General features: G+C 40.2%; 15 protein-coding genes and 1 other RNA gene. 4 read left to right on the top strand and 12 right to left on the bottom strand.

Going from position 1 to position 16,787, the window contains the following annotated elements:
• Positions 1-209 precede the first annotated feature (209 nt).
• Positions 210-1,817, bottom strand: coding sequence for a malate synthase A (aceB, locus tag L2730_RS07950; protein ID WP_248974211.1), 1,608 nt, complete (start codon positions 1,815-1,817; stop codon positions 210-212).
• Positions 1,818-2,935: 1,118 nt separating this feature from the next.
• Here aceB and L2730_RS07945 point away from each other — a divergent pair.
• Entirely contained in the window at positions 2,936-3,439 is a 504-nt protein-coding gene (locus tag L2730_RS07945; RefSeq protein ID WP_248974097.1) for an outer membrane protein assembly factor BamE, read from the top strand.
• A gap of 173 nt (positions 3,440-3,612) precedes the next feature.
• Here L2730_RS07945 and L2730_RS07940 read toward each other — a convergent pair whose 3' ends face one another.
• Together L2730_RS07940 and L2730_RS07935 are read right to left on the bottom strand one after the other, a co-directional pair.
• The gene (locus L2730_RS07940) at positions 3,613-3,945 is read right to left on the bottom strand and encodes an RnfH family protein (RefSeq protein ID WP_020911595.1); all 333 of its coding nucleotides are present in this window, start codon (positions 3,943-3,945) and stop codon (positions 3,613-3,615) included.
• On the bottom strand, positions 3,942-4,373 hold the full coding sequence (locus tag L2730_RS07935) for an SRPBCC family protein (protein WP_020911594.1): 432 nt from the start codon (positions 4,371-4,373) through the stop codon (positions 3,942-3,944). Before L2730_RS07935 ends, L2730_RS07940 begins: the two co-directional genes overlap by 4 nt.
• A 193-nt stretch (positions 4,374-4,566) precedes the next feature.
• Here L2730_RS07935 and smpB point away from each other — a divergent pair, with 193 nt between their 5' ends.
• From smpB to L2730_RS07920, 3 genes are all read left to right on the top strand, one after another.
• Entirely contained in the window at positions 4,567-5,061 is a 495-nt protein-coding gene (gene smpB, locus L2730_RS07930) for an SsrA-binding protein SmpB (protein ID WP_044556307.1), read from the top strand.
• A gap of 111 nt (positions 5,062-5,172) precedes the next feature.
• Positions 5,173-5,528: a transfer-messenger RNA gene (ssrA, locus tag L2730_RS07925) on the top strand.
• 164 nt (positions 5,529-5,692) lie between these two features.
• Positions 5,693-6,892, top strand: coding sequence for an integrase domain-containing protein (locus L2730_RS07920; protein ID WP_248974096.1), 1,200 nt, complete (start codon positions 5,693-5,695; stop codon positions 6,890-6,892).
• 344 nt (positions 6,893-7,236) lie between these two features.
• Here the strand turns inward: L2730_RS07920 and L2730_RS07915 are convergent, their stop codons facing one another.
• The 9 genes from L2730_RS07915 to L2730_RS07875 form a co-directional block, all read right to left on the bottom strand.
• Entirely contained in the window at positions 7,237-7,413 is a 177-nt protein-coding gene (locus L2730_RS07915) for a hypothetical protein (protein ID WP_248974095.1), read from the bottom strand.
• 72 nt (positions 7,414-7,485) lie between these two features.
• Positions 7,486-8,625 carry a hypothetical protein gene (locus tag L2730_RS07910; protein ID WP_248974094.1) on the bottom strand — a complete coding sequence of 380 codons (1,140 nt, stop codon included), beginning with the start codon at positions 8,623-8,625 and terminating at the stop codon, positions 7,486-7,488.
• 537 nt (positions 8,626-9,162) lie between these two features.
• Positions 9,163-10,887 carry a response regulator gene (locus L2730_RS07905; protein WP_248974093.1) on the bottom strand — a complete coding sequence of 575 codons (1,725 nt, stop codon included), beginning with the start codon at positions 10,885-10,887 and terminating at the stop codon, positions 9,163-9,165.
• Positions 10,888-10,898: 11 nt separating this feature from the next.
• On the bottom strand, positions 10,899-11,270 hold the full coding sequence (locus L2730_RS07900; RefSeq protein ID WP_248974092.1) for a hypothetical protein: 372 nt from the start codon (positions 11,268-11,270) through the stop codon (positions 10,899-10,901).
• Positions 11,271-13,676, bottom strand: a complete 2,406-nt coding sequence (locus L2730_RS07895) for a reverse transcriptase family protein (protein ID WP_248974091.1) — start codon at positions 13,674-13,676, stop codon at positions 11,271-11,273.
• A gap of 429 nt (positions 13,677-14,105) precedes the next feature.
• Positions 14,106-14,672, bottom strand: coding sequence for a recombinase family protein (locus L2730_RS07890; RefSeq protein WP_248974090.1), 567 nt, complete (start codon positions 14,670-14,672; stop codon positions 14,106-14,108).
• A 156-nt stretch (positions 14,673-14,828) separates the two neighbouring features.
• Positions 14,829-15,923: a tyrosine-type recombinase/integrase gene (locus L2730_RS07885; RefSeq protein ID WP_248974089.1), complete on the bottom strand. Its 1,095-nt coding sequence runs from the start codon at positions 15,921-15,923 to the stop codon at positions 14,829-14,831.
• On the bottom strand, positions 15,901-16,398 hold the full coding sequence (locus L2730_RS07880) for a helix-turn-helix domain-containing protein (RefSeq protein ID WP_248974088.1): 498 nt from the start codon (positions 16,396-16,398) through the stop codon (positions 15,901-15,903). The genes L2730_RS07885 and L2730_RS07880 overlap by 23 nt, the downstream gene beginning before the upstream one ends.
• On the bottom strand, positions 16,391-16,591 hold the full coding sequence (locus tag L2730_RS07875) for a helix-turn-helix transcriptional regulator (RefSeq protein WP_248974087.1): 201 nt from the start codon (positions 16,589-16,591) through the stop codon (positions 16,391-16,393). The genes L2730_RS07880 and L2730_RS07875 overlap by 8 nt, the downstream gene beginning before the upstream one ends.
• Positions 16,592-16,787 lie beyond the last annotated feature (196 nt).

The following is a 16,787-nucleotide window of genomic DNA, read 5'->3' as shown; positions in this document are numbered from 1 at the left end:
GCAAAAAAATGCGACTCCGAGGAGCCGCCAATCACAAGCGTAGTAACCATCTCTTTACTTAAAAGAACGCTACTTAATTAAAAACCCGCGTAGCACGTAGGAATACTCCGCGGGGGACACAAGCTGCAAAAGGCAGCCAAAACTCAAACTAAATCTCTAATACCAACACAAACTCATTCAGATTGAACATCTATAGCCCAAATACTGGGCTAGCTAACAAGCAGCTCGTAACCAGGCTGAGTAATAAAATCCACCAACTCATCTGCAGTAGTAATTTGTTCAAGAATAACTGCGGCTTCGGTGAAACGACCATGGGTAAATCTTTCAGCACCCACCTCCTCTTTTACCTGTGCCAGCTCTTGTACTAACATCTCTTTAAACAGTGCTTTAGTCACTAACACACCGTTAGATAAGTGCTGTGAATGCTTGATCCATTGCCATATAGAGGTTCTGGCAATTTCGGCAGTAGCCGCATCTTCCATCAGCCCATAGATTGGCACACAGCCATTTCCGTTGATCCAAGCCTCAGTGTATTGCAGCGCAATACGAATATTTCGGCGCATTCCTATTTCAGTTCGTGCACCATCGCAAGCAGCCAACAATTCATGGGCTAGAATGGGTGCATCCACATCACGAGTAATATGCAGCTGGTTGACATGATCTTCACCAATATACTCATTGAAGATCTCCATTGCGGTATCAGCCAACCCCGGATGAGCAACCCAAGTTCCATCATGACCATTGCGCGCTTCAAGCTGTTTGTCTTGACGCACTTTATCTAAAATCTGTTGGTTTTCAGTTGCATCCTTAGACGGAATGAATGCCGCCATTCCGCCCATCGCTAACGCGCCACGTTTATGACAAGTTTTAACCAGCAAACGTGAGTAAGCGCTAAGAAAAGGCGTATCCATCGTGACTGACTGTCTGTCCGGCAATATGCGGTCGCTATAGCTATTCAGCGTTTTAATATAGCTAAAAATGTAATCCCAACGTCCACAGTTCAGCGCAACGATGTTTGAGCGCAGTTCAAATAGGATCTCATCCATCTCAAAAACAGCAGGTAAAGTCTCAATAAGACATGTACATTTGATGGTGCCTGGTTGAAGACAAAAGCGCTCCTCAACAAAAGCAAATACCTTAGCCCACCATCGTGCTTCAAGATGGCTTTCTAGCTTGGGGATATAGAAGTACGGGCCACTGCCCTTGCTCAATAGTTGGCGATAGTTATTATAAAAATAGATACAAAAATCAAATAGGCTGGCAGGGATCGCTTGCTCTGCAAAACTGACATGCTTTTCTAGCATATGCAGTCCTCGAACTCGGCAAATAAGCACCGCGGGATCATCATCTAATGTGTATGATTTACCAGTTTCTGCAGCGGTATAACTAATATCACCGGCGACTGCGTCACGTAAATTGATTTGCCCGGCAACTAACTTCTCCCAGCTCGGTGCTAGAGAATCTTCAAAGTCAGCCATAAATACTTTTGCATTGGCATTGAGTGCATTGATCACCATTTTTCGATCGACAGGACCTGTGATCTCAACACGCCTATCTTGAAGGTCGTTAGGGATCCCTCTAACTTTCCATTCACTCTCACGCAATGATTTTGTTTGTGGTAGAAAGTCAGGTAACTGTCCGTTATCGATTAAAGCTTGTTTAACCTTTCTGTTTGCCAGCAAGGCGGGTACATCAGCAGCGAAGTGCTTACATAAGGTTTTTAATAAACTCAGTGCGCCTTCTGTTAATACCGTTTCTTGTCCTTTGACAGGATCTGCATTGATAACAATCTCGTCTGCTGTAATACCGTTATCCATTGTTATTTGATCTGTCATAAACCTATTCTCCAAACCGTATTGCCAGTAGTTGCTATTAGCCAAATTATTAAAACCAACTCTTCTTGCCCTATACGCTTTACTCCTATCCTGGTATAGAAGCTAAGCTCACTATTAATCAGTGTTCTAAGCAAGATGTAGTTATTTGCAACAAAAAACTAACGACAAAACAGAAACGATGCAAGCCTAGCCACACGGTTCAGCAATCAGTTCTTCACGAGTAAAAATCCATAAACAAGCAGTTGAACGCAGAAAGGAAAACCAACAAAATATCATAAAAACAAAAAGATAAACCAAAAAAGCTACTGATTTATATTCAAGTAAAAAATCTTGTAAGACAAATTGACCAAGACCCTTGTGTAGAATTCTAATTCGTAATTTAATTACCTACTGTAATGAAATTAATACAGCTATAATGGACAATAATAATCAGCCTATGAGTCGTTATCGTTTACAACTAACTTGAGCGTTAGTGATATAAATCATTAATTACCAATTAGTTAAGTAACATGTTCACAAAACTAAAATCAAACAACCGTTTGATTCTTACGTTTACGTAAAAGTAACTACCTATAATTATCGCCTAGGAAGCTAAACTCTGGATGTATTGCGACTAACATCGCAATAAATATTGGTTTTGCATGAATTTTTTTTGAAAAAATATCAATAAGCAGACAAATTATCGGCATTAAGCTGTTAAATGGTATTAAGCCAGTAAAGCCGACAACCCTGAGCCTCCATATAAGCTACGGAGCAAAAAAGTAGATAAGCGCCTCAAGCATTAACTGCCCAGCAAAGCTTACAGCAGCTAAGGTGAATGCGACCTAAATATGCATAAACCATTAAAAATCAACTAAAAATCGACTTCATACGGACTCATTCAAACCTGCCAACTATCAGCTGAGAACAAGAAAAAGCCTCATAACAATGAACTAATTAGCAGTTTATGACTCAATATAAACAGCTTATGTAGCCTCCGTGTTAAAACCGAGGAACAATATAAATCAACAACCTGAGCATACTCTGCGACAATAGCCCTTGTCAGATAGGGGATTGCTTGGGTATTATGACCGACAGATTTTTATGAAGTAGCGCACTCAATGACAATTAAAAAAAGAAGTATTACCCTTTTGGGCGCTGCTGCGCTCACACTATCACTTAGTGGTTGTGGTGTTTTTGACTGGTTAATCTATAAGCCAGACATCCCACAAGGTAACTATATGGAAAAGCAGCAGGTAGAAAAGCTGCGTATCGATATGACTAAAGAGCAGGTTGAATACGTATTAGGTCGACCTGTACTGCGTGATAGCTTTTCTGACGATACTTGGTATTTTGTCTATCACTACAAGAGTGGCCGCGATGCTAGCATCATCCACAAAGAACTTATTATCAACTTTGATGGCGACAAACTCGTATCGGTTACAGGTGATTATGATTTAAGTGAAGAATTTAATACTCCACTTGAAGAAAGTAAGTTACCTGAGTTGAATACGCCTGAAGGCGATCCTTTGATCCCTGAACAGCGTCCTCAAGCTAATCCTTTAGTTGAAGAGAAACAAACTCAGCCTGAATCACTATCGGAAAGAGACGAAGACAAAGACTAGTTCCGTCTCCATCAATAGTCACAGTGCAGAAACAATAATGCGAGCTCCTATAATAGAGGCTCGCATTTTTTTAGCCAAAACTGTCGGCAATTCGCTTTCACGCGACCAATATAAGCGTTAGTTAAGCCATTACATCCACAAGCAGAAATATCAATCGCTATGGTCGACAGGAGTTAGAGTTTAGCGCCAGTAATTTTATTGACTCGCCCTTCATCTTTAGCTTTTTCTGCACGTTTTCGACGCACATCTTTAGGATCGGCAATCAATGGTCGGTAAATCTCAACCCGTTGACCCGGCTTAAGCACTTCAGAGTGCTTTACCGAACGACTAAAAATACCTAATTTAACCGTCTCAAGATCAATCTCAGGGAAATAACGCTGCATATCACTTTGCTTAACGGCGTCGATACAGTTAGTGCCAGGCTCAATATTCACTTTAATCAACTTTTGCTGGTGTGGCAGTGCATAGATAATTTCTACAGTGAACTGTCCTTGCTCGGTACTCATTTATAAATCACCTTTGCTCTGCTGGTGAACGCCGTCACCATCGATGCCATTAACTCTTTAAATACTTTACCAAAAGCCAAGTCCGCGATTGGGCTTGAGAACTCAAAGTTAAGCTCAAAGTCGACCTTACAAGCGTCTTCAGTTAACTCAGTAAAGGTCCACTCACCGACTAACTCTTTAAACGGACCATTTTCTAACTGCAGTTTTATACTCTTGCCGGCAACCACTTTATTACGGGTAGTAAATGTTTTGCTGATCCCCGCTTTGGCCACATCAACGGAAGCCACCATGGTCTCGCCATCAAATTCTAATACTTTGCCACCCACACAACCCGGCAAGAACTCTTTATAAGATTCGACATCATTGACAAGGTCATACATCTGCATCGCACTAAAACGAACCAATACATTGCGGGAAATTTGTGGCATTTAAAGTTGATACTCAAAAATATAAATTCAATAGTTGGATTTTAACATGACCACAAAAAAACGCATCTTTGCCGCACATAGCTGTTATTGAGTGCTCAAAAAGCAGACAAACGCTCCAAGGAAGTCACAAATAAGCGAATATTTCGGTTTGGCTAATTCCAAATCCGTCATGCCTGCGTATAATAGCTTGCCTATGGCTAAGAAAAACGCAAAAAATTCAAAGAACAGTTCCGCTTCTATCGCACGTAATAAACGCGCGACATTCGACTATAAGTTTGAAGAGAAGATGGAAGCTGGCCTATCCCTAATGGGATGGGAAGTTAAGTCTATTCGTATGGGCAAGGTCAACTTGTCTGAAAGCTATGTATTCCTAAGAGATGGCGAAGCCTTTCTTTTTGGTTGTACTATTGCGCCACTGAATACCGCCTCAACACATGTTGTGTGCGACCCACTACGCTCACGTAAGTTACTGCTCAAACGAAAAGAGCTAGATAAGTTACAAGGCTTAGTTGATCGTAAAGGCTACTCAATCGTACCAATCTCAATGTACTGGCAAAAAGGTGCATGGGTAAAGATCGAGATTGGTCTAGGTAAAGGTAAGAAAGATCACGATAAGCGTGAAGATACTAAAGATCGCGAATGGCAGATTGAAAAGTCTCGTACCATGAAAAAAGCGGTTCAACAGTAATTTCAACGTCAGTATGGTTTAGATAACGTACGTATAACGAACAATCGGTTGCAAATGCGGTTTTTATGCTTGGTAAAACAAGAAAGGTCGCGTTACAATCACATTGTACTTGGGGGCGATTCTGGATTCGACAAGATTCTCGAAACCCTGGGAGCATGCCGAGGGGCGGTTGGCCTCGTAAAAAGCCGCACTGTTATAGTTGCAAACGACGATAACTACTCTCTAGCAGCTTAGGCTCGCTAGCCATCTAGCTCACGTTTATCAAATGGGCAGAGTATATAGATGGTCACCTTTACATTTGATAGCGAGGGAACCACGTTCAGGGGTGAACCGCGAAACAGTACTGAACTCGCCTTGTAATATCCTGTCTTTCGGAGCTTACAAGGTTAACCAAAAGAGAGACTAAGCATGTAGCGCCTTGGATGTAGGCTTTTTGGACGCGGGTTCGAGCCCCGCCGCCTCCACCAAATACAGGAACAAAGACGTCTTCGGGCGTCTTTTTTTCTGCCTGTAAAACGCTAAAATCAATAACTTAGCGTCCATCAACGTCTATTACCATTTCATAGCAGCTTGAGTTTTAAGTAACACTCAATGTAACATCGAAGCCAACTTCCATAATCGTGTTACAATCATGGCCAATACCACTAAGCAACTCACTGCAACGCAAGTTGCGAACGCTAAGCCTAAAGACAAAGAGTACAACCTCGCAGATGGCCGTGGTTTAATGCTTAGAGTCAAACCCAGTGGTTCCAAGTTTTGGCTGCTCAACTATACCCGCCCAGTTACGAAAAAGCGTACTAACCTTGGTCTTGGCACTTATCCAGATGTGCCGTTAGCTGAAGCAAGAAAGCGCAGAGATGCTGCACGTGAATTACTAGCCAAAGATATTGACCCTCAATATCACCTTCAGCAGCAAGAAGAAACTGTGAGAACAGATGCTGCTAACACCCTCAAAGCCACAACTGATTGCTGGTTTGAAATAAAAAAACAAAAAGTATCAACAAATCACTCAAGAAAACTGTATCGCAGACTAGAGCTATATCTATTCCCAGCCCTAGGTGAAATGCCAATCAGCGCCTTAACCGCCCCACAAGTCATTCAAGTGTTAAAACCACTGGAGGCAAAAGGACACGTAGAAACCTGTAGACGTGTGATCAGCTGGCTTAATGAAGTGATGACTTTTGCCGTTAATACAGGTGTCATTCACTCCAACCCGCTTGTTGGCATTGCGGCTGCGTTTGGGGTTCCTAAGAAAAGACAGATGCCTACAATCAAGCCTAGTGAGCTACCTGAATTTATGCAGGATCTCTCCTACGCCAGTATCAAGGTAACCACTCGCTGCTTAATTGAGCTGCAGTTACACACCATGACACGACCAGCAGAAGCTGCTATGGCTAAATGGACTGAAATCGATTTTGATAAACAGCTATGGGTGATCCCTGCAGAACGGATGAAGATGAAACGTGAGCATATCATCCCTCTTACACCGCAAGTCATATCGCTGCTTAATCGCATGCGCAAAATCAGCGGTGACTTGGAGTACATATTCCCTGCAGATAGGAACCCGCGCAGACATACAAATACCGAAACAGCCAATATGGCAATTAAGCGTATGGGCTACAAAGACCGCTTAGTGGCTCACGGTCTGCGTGCGTTAGCGAGTACCACATTAAACGAACAAGGCTTTGATGCTGAGTTGATTGAAGTATCACTGGCTCACGTAGATAAGAATACCGTAAGGGCGGCCTATAACCGCGCCGACTACGTTGAGCGGCGCAGAGAGCTTATGTGCTGGTGGAGTGGGCATATCCAGAAGCCTGAAAAAGGCTAGAATGGGAAAGAATAATAGCCTACACAATTAAGGGCCTTCGTAGCTAATTTCTGAACAAAGGCGAGCTAGAGTGTTGAAATATAAAGCTATCAATTCACATTACAATTAGTATAGGGAAGAGCAAAAAGACTAAAAAAACGTTAGAGGTCAATTTCCAATCAAGTGACTAAACGCTGTGTATTACTAATACCACAGGGCTACGTTCGCAACTCACAATAGAAAGCTTACATTGAATGGCAACTCAACTCTTTAAGAAGATTCATCATATTAAACGAAGAGCATTAAATACCCTAAAACACGCCACTAGATGCCTGTTTTAATGAGTTATTTAGTTTAAATACACTTTATGCTTGGACCTTCTCTTTGCCAAAAACCTCAAAACTAAGTGCTTTAGACGGTCGTCTGCGAAAGCGTGACTTTACCTTGTCATTACTGATAACACGGCTTTTAACTCTTAATTGAGTTCGTCCATTGTCATCTATAACCATTACGGTCTGTTCTTCACTCTGTTCATTACTCATGGAAATCTCCCGTCTCATTGGCTTAAGTATACTCTATTTAACTCTCATCGTCATTTAAGGACACCATGGTTGCTAGTCATCTTTCAGTTCTAATCTCCAATTATCGAAAGCGAAAGCAATTGTATCCAATAGCGGCTGAGCTAAACCTAAAAAAATCTGAGGCTCACCACGAAGTAAATTTTCATGGCTAGCATATACATTTAGGACTAAGTTAATTGGCTTGTCTTCTAGCTCTTCTCCATTGCTATTTTCCATAGCATATTGGGCCTGGATGGGAACCGAAAGCAATGAGCGAGCAGAACCGTCATTGATGTAATATTTATATAGAGTATCAGCCTGTTCATCGCTGATGACACGACACTGTTCCTTATACAACCATTCTTCCACGCTGACTAAAAAATTACCGTAGTATTGGAAAGTCTCAGTCGTGAAAGCTCTAGGCGCACCGATTACTCGTTGTGCTGTATTTTTCTTGTCTGGTTTATTACCATCAACTATCGGTAAAAGAAGCGGTTTAACTCTCCGCTCTCCAGATCCAATATAGAGCTTGGATTTGTTATCAGCGTGTGCTACTGCAATTGGAGTCAAGACCCCATCTATCTGACTTATCGCAGCCTCAGCATTGGAACCATCAAAAAAAGCTTGGCAATTTTCCCAATTTTTTTCTATTTCCCCTTCCACCTCATCGTTAAGAAGTGACAGCATCAAATTAACACTGATACTGTCAATAGCAGAATTATCGTATTGGGCAGCCAATTCTCTGACACTCTTTAGTGTTTCATGCATAACATCTAATGGTTTACATTCACCGCTTTCTATTAAATATCGCGCATCAATAACGTCACGAACCGTCTTAGCGTAGGTAGTTGCAAACCACTTCCCCTCAGGGATCAAACGGTCATTCTCTCGTCTTTTTGCATCGTTTTTTAGTGTAAAGTATGAATCTAAACCATCCCCTCCAGCCTTAGCTAATGAGGCACCAATAGTGCACGCTAAATACGCTATTTCACCTGAAGGCATAGCGTTCAACATAAAGCTAATAGAGTCTTGAGTACCTTGAGGTATCTGGGAGTAGCGGAATCCGAGCATTGCCCCCAAACCAAGTTGCAGCGCTGTAACCAAAAAGTTAACCACAGGATTGGCAATCAAGGAGGCAGCCCATTGAAAGAACCTAGAAGACCATTTTTTAAACAGTTTCCATTTTGCTTTCATGGAAGTGTACCTTAACTTTATGAACCAAGTCCTAACTGACATATTTATTACTCATTTCCATCATGTTAAATTCCATTTTATGGCTAGCATAGTAACTGATTGAAATGAGGTCGCCAAATACTTATAAGCTAAGGGTGCTTTGGCGTACCAGAGAAGCAACAAATACCTTCACTCAAGCCTGTAGAGCTGCTTGAGTTTATGGAAGCATTAACCCACTCCAGTATAAAGCTGACCACTCGTCATGAGAACGTATAGCTATGTTAACTCCTGATGTAATAGTCAGTCGTTAAGATAGAGATTCAAAGCGGTAAGTTGAAGATGTACTTGGCCGGACCCATACGAGCTGACTACATTGAGCGGCGCAGAGAGCTGATGTGCTGGTGGAGTGAGCATATTCAGCAATCTGCAGGCTAGGAGTAGTCAAGCAAATAAAGCTAACTAAAACTGTTTATAGAGCCATTCAAGATATTGTTGGGACTAAACCAGATTGAAAGTAGAAACTAATATATTATAAAGGCGAGATTGCATTACAAACTATTACTTCTTTTCATTCACAAGCTCATTTAATAAGCACCATACAATTAACAATGATATTTCTATATCAGCTAAAGACGCATGTTTGACATTCTTAGCAGCTGCAGAACCATGAATAATAGGAAGTTTATTCCGAATCGACTTACACTTTTCATAATGTGATTTCAGACCTATCCCTGTAATCTCGTATTTGGAATCTAGGAAATCTAATGAATCGTTAATAAGCTGACTATCTGTACTTTGACTTTTAAATCGGATCTTTTTACTTGGGTCAAAAACTAAGTTTTCACTTCCTCGATTCCATAGAAGAGGTTCTATTTCATTGAAAAGCTCCATTACCCCGAGATACAAACTATCGTTTATTTTTGTGTCACAAGTCTTTTGCCAGCACATCCAAGAAGTTTTCTGCTCAAGTTCAGTGGTATAGTTTTCGATACAGCGTTGAAGGGAACTATATTTTATTGCAAGTGGTTTAACTTTAATTCTGAGATTTTCGACAATCCGGAATACGAACTTGTATCTAGCTCTTTTGAGAGCTTGTGTGAGTTTTTCAATGAACTGAAGGTTTATATCAAAAGCAGTTAAAACCGCATTTTTACTTCCACAATCATATACTTCATCTGATTTACGCCAATATGCTACAGCCCCTCTCTCAATGGCTTTTTCCATATTACAAAGCTTACTTGATGCTGAAGTAATCATGATTGGCAACCCTCGCCAACACCCCAGCAATAAATCAACAACACTAAACCCACTTAACTCTTCTGCGTCGTAAGATTCAACGACTTGATCGCTTTCAGAAAGGCGTAGATCCACTAGCGCTAAATCAGGTATTATTCCCACGCCTTTAAACGAGGACAACTCTAAGCAATGTTTGACGTCTTCCACTCCATTTAATGCTGTGACCTCTACATTAGTATCAGGAATGCTATTCTTTATTAACTTATACCAACCGTTTGCGTGCTGATCATCAACAAACCATATTTTAAGATTCTGAGTCGAAGTATAAATATTTTTTGGAAGCCCAATATTTGACTGCATTTGTCCTATAAAGTTGGACAAGGTATTATTTGTCGAAGACCCCCTTGATAACTCTTTTAATAAAATATCTAGCTCTTTTTTTGCTTTTAAACTCAGTTGAATTCTGCGATTTATCTCAGCTTTATAACCTTGCTCATGCTCAACTTCCCATGCATTTAAGACTTCCCACATCATTAGTGCATTTTCTTCATTATTTAAGAAATCACTTGCAGCATGTAGTAGAAGTGGGGATTTCTCATTAAATATTAAAACCTGGCCCCCTACTTTTTCGATATCGATTAGATCCTGCACTAAAGATAGCAGCACTGCTCCTCTAATATTTTTAACAAAATGGGGGTTTTTGTTATTATTTTTTTGAGGTATCAGATGCTGAAGTTCAAAAATAAGAGTGTTATCCTCTTCAATAGCGCGATCTCTAGTGCAAACTATATCAATTAGACTCGAATGAACCTTGGAGACTATTAATGTAGCCGAATGCTGCGATATTGTAATCAACTTCATATATAGGTAAAGGAATACTGAAAACTTACCAACAATCAACTCTTGATGGCGAGTTTCCATTCCGCTGATATCGAGTATCAGTTCATCTGAATTCTTATTATCTCTAAGCAATCTAACTAGATTAAAAACATTAAAATTCTCATTTCTATCAAACAGGAACTTTACATGGCTATTATTTAACTTCATGTGATACTTCATTACTTTTCAGCTTTCTTTATTGATTTGCAGAGTTCAATAAATTCAGGTAACACAATATCAAAATAATCGCTGTCAACACTATACTGATTTCTGGCGAACTTATTTTCTCGCAAAAATGGTGTGCTATCCACTGAACCTGAATATGAGAGCAAAGGCCAGCCTTTATCTTTTGCGAAATAATTAACTATTTCATAACCCGCCATACCAGAATGACAGATTACGCCATCAGCAGACAATATTGAGATAGCATCAACACTAACCTCACTACAAAATGAAATAATGTCATTAAAGCCTAACCTATGAATAATATTCTTGTATTCTTGGTTTCTTTCTTGGCGACGTTGATCTTCGATATATATAATCTTCAACATTTATATTTTCACTTCTTGTAAACTGAAGAAGAGCTTTCCTGATTTGCGACTACTTACACTTTTTTCGGCTATATAGAAATGTTCTGTTAAGTTGACGGTAACATTCTCACAGTCTTCAAAATTGCCGTGTACAAATATATCACCTATTGGAAAAAACTCTCTCACTGCGGATGAAAGATCTCCACCAGTCAACCAAGTCATAACTTTGCCTTCCACTATACTTAGGTCAATCTCTAGGTTTTTCTTGAAAGGTAAGCTTTCGTTCAGTCTGTATATCTCAATAGCTCGAGGAACACTGTTAAGCGGATTTTCATCTCTAAACTTAATTGTAAAAGGTTTCTGGATTGAAGAAGCCGTCACAACCTCCGTTTTGTCGCAGTGCTGCTTTATACTCATGAGCACTTTAGTTAGCGCCTCGCGCCAGGCATTAATGTCCGTAACCATGCGAGGTGCCATCCCCTCTAGCTCTATAGTTACTAGGTTTAAAGTTCCTGAATTTTTTACAGCAGGAAGCACAATCCTTTGATATAAATTATCGGTATCGTTGTCATACAGGCGAATTTCAGATTTTAAATCTCGAATAGCTTGTAATGCTTGCTCTGTCTTTGTTGTTTCAACTTCGAGGTTAATACAAACATCTTCACCTTCCGTTCGCATAAGATTTAATAGCTCACGATGAACCTTAGCGACTTTCTTCCTAACATTATCTGACAGATAACGCAGAAGGGGCTTAACCACTCTCACAAGCTCAACCAGAAGCGTTTTCACATTGTGCCCTTTTCTATCAGAGCTTTTGTGAAATAGGTCTGAAAGCCCCTCTGTATTGAGTTCTGAAAACAATATTTGATGTTTTGAAGGAATTTGCCAACCAGTCTCAACACACTTTTTTATTTTATCTAAAGCAAAACTATTATGAGATCGATTTTGCATTCTTAAAGCTCTTTGAAGACTTTGAGGAGCAGACTCAAAAAACTCCGTATATTTTTCTTTTTCTGTTCTCAACTTTGAAACTCGATCTCGAAGTTCGCTCTCACGATCTTCCAAAATTATAGGTTCCAATAAAAAGTTTGGCTTCATTTTCACCAAAGATTGTAAGTGGGGTAACTTATTAGCTAGCCTCAACACAATGTGCTCAATTGACCAATTAAACTTAATAGATATACGATAGAATGCCGCCAACATCTCTTCGTACTTGTTGATTCTAGAATGTTGCCTAGGCGATATATATTGCCTCTTTGATAAGTCGTAAGGACTATTAATTCCTGTTGTGACAACTTGCCCATACCACAGAATTCGCCCTAGTAAATGAAGAGCGTAGATCTTATCAAACTCTTTCTTGGGGGTAGGCTTATGGGCCTTAACCCCTTTACTCTTTGACTTAATATAGCGACCACGGTATCCCCCCCTATAGAAACCAACGGGAATAAATGAATCATAAGCTTGTTTATTTTTTAACAGCCAAAATTCAGTTACCGCTTCTTCTACAGAATTGTGGACATATTCAAGATTATTAAGAGTAGCCCTTAGTGCATCAACCTGCTTTTTAGGCAGGTTTAATCCTTCATTTACCAAAATGCCAGTTACCATCTGTCGCTGGTTTTTGAACATTACCTTTGTCTTTGCCTCATTTACCTTAAACCCATTTCTCTCAACGGACTGAGTAACACTACTTATAATTTTCTCTGCCGATATGCCCTTCAAGTTATTTGTCGAAAATGTTAGGTCATCAGCATAGCGGGTATACGTAATATCGTACTTACGAGCCATCTTAGCTAACTGATAATCTAGCTTTTTACATATTAAGTTCGACATTATGGGAGAAGTCGGAGCTCCTTGCGGCAATCCTCGATTCTCATCAATATCTTTTGGTAGACAGATTAGCGAAGCAAGTATAGCCGCTTGCTTATTAGTGAAATTATAGGGTTCACTTTTTAGCAGGCCCATTACTCTAGGGAACGTTATTGTTGGGAAAAATTCTTTAAGATCGATGCTGATTACTACTTTTTTATTCTTATGTGCTAATGCATTACTCACTACGCCTTTAGGCCTAAGCCTATCAATCAGCAAGGTTTCCTGTTGTTCAAGTGTTGATAGATTTTCTGACTTTGTGGAAACAAATGCATAAGCATACTTTGAAACTTCAAAATCAGTTTCAAAGTATGTAGCTAAATTCGCCTGCATGGCCTTGAGGTTTTTATCGACAGATACAAGCTCTCTTTCTGAGCCATTGCGTTTTTTTATCGTGAAGCACTGATAATGTCTGCCTGTTATAGGCCAGCACTTACGCTTCTTTAGTACCGCGATGTCAAACTCTGGGCGGGTTTTAAGCCATCGCTCAAAAATCTCTAAGAATGAATCAACGCTAGTATCTTTTACTTCTGAGGGTTCAGTTTGAATGTTTTCCATATTAAAAAGCCGCGCCACTCCAGATTACTCATCGCGCTCGCGCGAAGATATACATCCAATTATCAGAACATTTTTTCAAAAATGTAAGTTGTTACCATAAGCTACGTGTAACACGTAACAAGCCTATTGCCGGTTCAGTGATAGTCAAGTAATACCTACTTTAACCATCGCCTAATAAGGACAACGACTTAACTAATCTGAAAGGCGCTTTTCAATGGTACCAAAAACTAATTAATAGCTCAATAAACTTGGTTCTAGTGCACCCTAGATAGCTACAAAATTGTTTTAATTACGCTCAAAGTCATTAGTTTTTTCATCTCATTTTAAATACCTTTATCAGAACACCAATTTTCAATTCAGAGCATAAACAAATTAGAACTAAGACAAACAGTATGCCGAGCAACTCATCACTTACATAATACTGAACTTTTACTTATTCCAATGCCTTTTCACTGTCGCAATCCCCAATCCTAATGCTTCAGCCGTTTTTGATTGAGATAGCCCCTCAGCTTTCTTTATTTTTACTGAGGCGGTTGTGTTATGAGCTGCTGGTCTACCTAACTTTTTTCCTTCAGCCTTAGCTCTCTCAAGCCCTTCTTTTGTTCGCTCTCGAATACGGTTTCGTTCGAACTCTGCAAAGGCTGAAAACATCTGTAGCATCAATTTTCCTTCAGCACTTGATAGGTCGGCTACGGGTAGATCAAGACAAACAACCTTGATTCCTTTATCTGTAAGTAAGTTGATGGTGTTTTGTACGTCTATGTTATCTCGGCCTAAACGGTCTAGCTTTAATACCACCAGCATATCGCCACGTTCCATCTGGTGATTAATGAGCATCTTGAACTTCTCTCGCTTCATAGCTTCGACAGAGCCAGAGACCGTTTCACTGATAATACGAGCATCATTCACCTCGTAGCCTTTCTGCCTAATAGCAATAATTTGATTCTCTGTGGTTTGCTCTGTTGTTGAAACACGACAATAGGAAAAGATACGCATAGGGAACTCACTTTATGGAAGGTATCAAATATAGGGGTATCATATAACTAAGGTACCATTAAAGCTACCCCCTAATTTTATGATACCGATATTGAGTTAAGGTAGCTGGTATCAATATACGAATGTTTGTTGATACCAGCTTGAAGATAATGAATTTTACTTATTAAGCATCTTCATCATCGTTTGTTGAATCAACGCTTCCATCTCTGGTGTTGATTCAGTTCGTGGCTGGGCTAACGTTTTCAGCAGTTCAGCCTGACGATAATCAGGCACATCACCGTAACTATAAAAGCTGGTCAACACGCTTTCATGGCCTAAATTTTGGCTCCATGCTTTAAACTCTTCTGGTGTACCACACAGGTTCTCACCTAGCCTAACCAAAGTGTTTCTAAAACTGTGTGGATTAAAGTAAGGCAAACCAACAGCTTCAAAAGCTTGTTTAAACACTTTTCGGATCGGAGTTGCATTACTCCAACTCTCCTTAAGCAAGCCTACTGCAGTGAACTGTTGATTCTCGTTATGCGCAAGCTTAGTCTTGGGAAACAAGGGATCATTTGGTTTATACCCAAGCTCACCAGTCAAATACTCTATCCACTCCGCCAACGCTGTTGACGGCAACTCTCCCACGGGGAAAAAATAAGTGACAAACGTTTTACTGAATTTGGTCTTAACCTCCCTAGCATCTTGATAGAAGCTTTGATCAACAAGATCCACATGCTTTATTTTAACCGAAGCAACCGCCCCATCTCTTGCACCAGTTAAGAGAACGAATGCAAATAATGCTCTATCACGCATTTCTAATGCTGTGTCACACGGCATAGCTTCCAAAGTCTGCATAACTTGCTCAACCGTAGCCACGTTTCTTTTACGCTTAGCATTGGCAATACGGGTATCTTTTTCAGATAGGTTAAAGTACTCGATATCGCTATAGTTGATTTTTGCTCGATAGCCTTTTTGCGTTACCAGAAATTGGAAAAAACTTTTCAAGTGGCGCATGGTTGTCAGCACCGTTGCCTTGCTCAGGTTATCTCCTGTCACCATAGATTTACTATTAAGAAGCTGCTTCTTAAATGCGATAGCATGCTTGGTTCTAAACTTCTTAAAATCGAGGTAACTTGTTGCCTCTTCAAACCGATTAATTGACTTCATTGCACCATCAATCGTTGAGTCATCCAACTGTTTTGCTTCCCTCAAAAACTTTGCATACTCGTGCAGGATTCGAGCGTTTTTAGTACTGGTTTTTTTCATCATCAAATACCTCAGACAAAGGATAATTTAAGGGCTTTTGCCCCCTTAGGATTAAGTGTTTCTGTGCTATCGGTAATTTCCCTCCCAGCTCAGTCCAAATTTGGTTAACGTCACGCCAAGAAACAAACTTATTTGCTCGTTTTCCACACTCATCACAACGAGCTCTCATTTGCGCCATGCCTGCAGGCATGGCAACAAACTGTAAGGTTTGGATGCCTGGTGCTTTAGGCTGCTTGCATTTAAAGCAGTACATTTCATTAGACTCACATTGGTGCATGTATGCTTTGCGCTTTTGTTTTAAGTACAGCTTCAAGTCAGTGCCTTGAATTAATAAAGGGCGGGTTTCATCGATAACTGACAAGCCTGCATGAATCCAATTACGTACAGTTTTCGGGTGAACCCCCAGAGTTTCACTAACATCCATAACGGTATAACTACGATGAATTTTGATTCGATTCGGGTTATTACGGCTACTCATTGTTAGCCGCCTTAGATGCAGCAATGCACTCATCAAGCCATTTATCAATGTCTGATTCAAACCAACCGACCGCACGCCCACCTAATGAGGTACTTGCAGGAAACTCTCCCTTAGAGATACGTAAATAAATGCTGCTACGAGATAAACCTGTTTTGTTCTTTACTTCAGGCAAACGGATTACTTTTTTGAACATCTTGATTCCTTCTAGTCGTTAATGGGACGAGAGGAAGATTAGGTGGGCGAATTGGGCGATTAAAGGCCCCAAAAAAGAACAGAAAGACCAATCAACAAGTTGATAAGAAAGGAAAAGATTTTAAACGCCGGGCGTTATAAAAAATAACCGACAGAATTACTTTTTTAAAAACAGATAATTAAAGGGGAATTTTGGG

Source organism: Shewanella kaireitica (genome assembly GCF_023284045.1).
Classification (GTDB): Bacteria; Pseudomonadota; Gammaproteobacteria; order Enterobacterales; family Shewanellaceae; genus Shewanella; species Shewanella kaireitica.
Note: the sequence above shows the minus strand (reverse complement) of the source record. Positions and strands in the feature narration are given on the sequence as shown.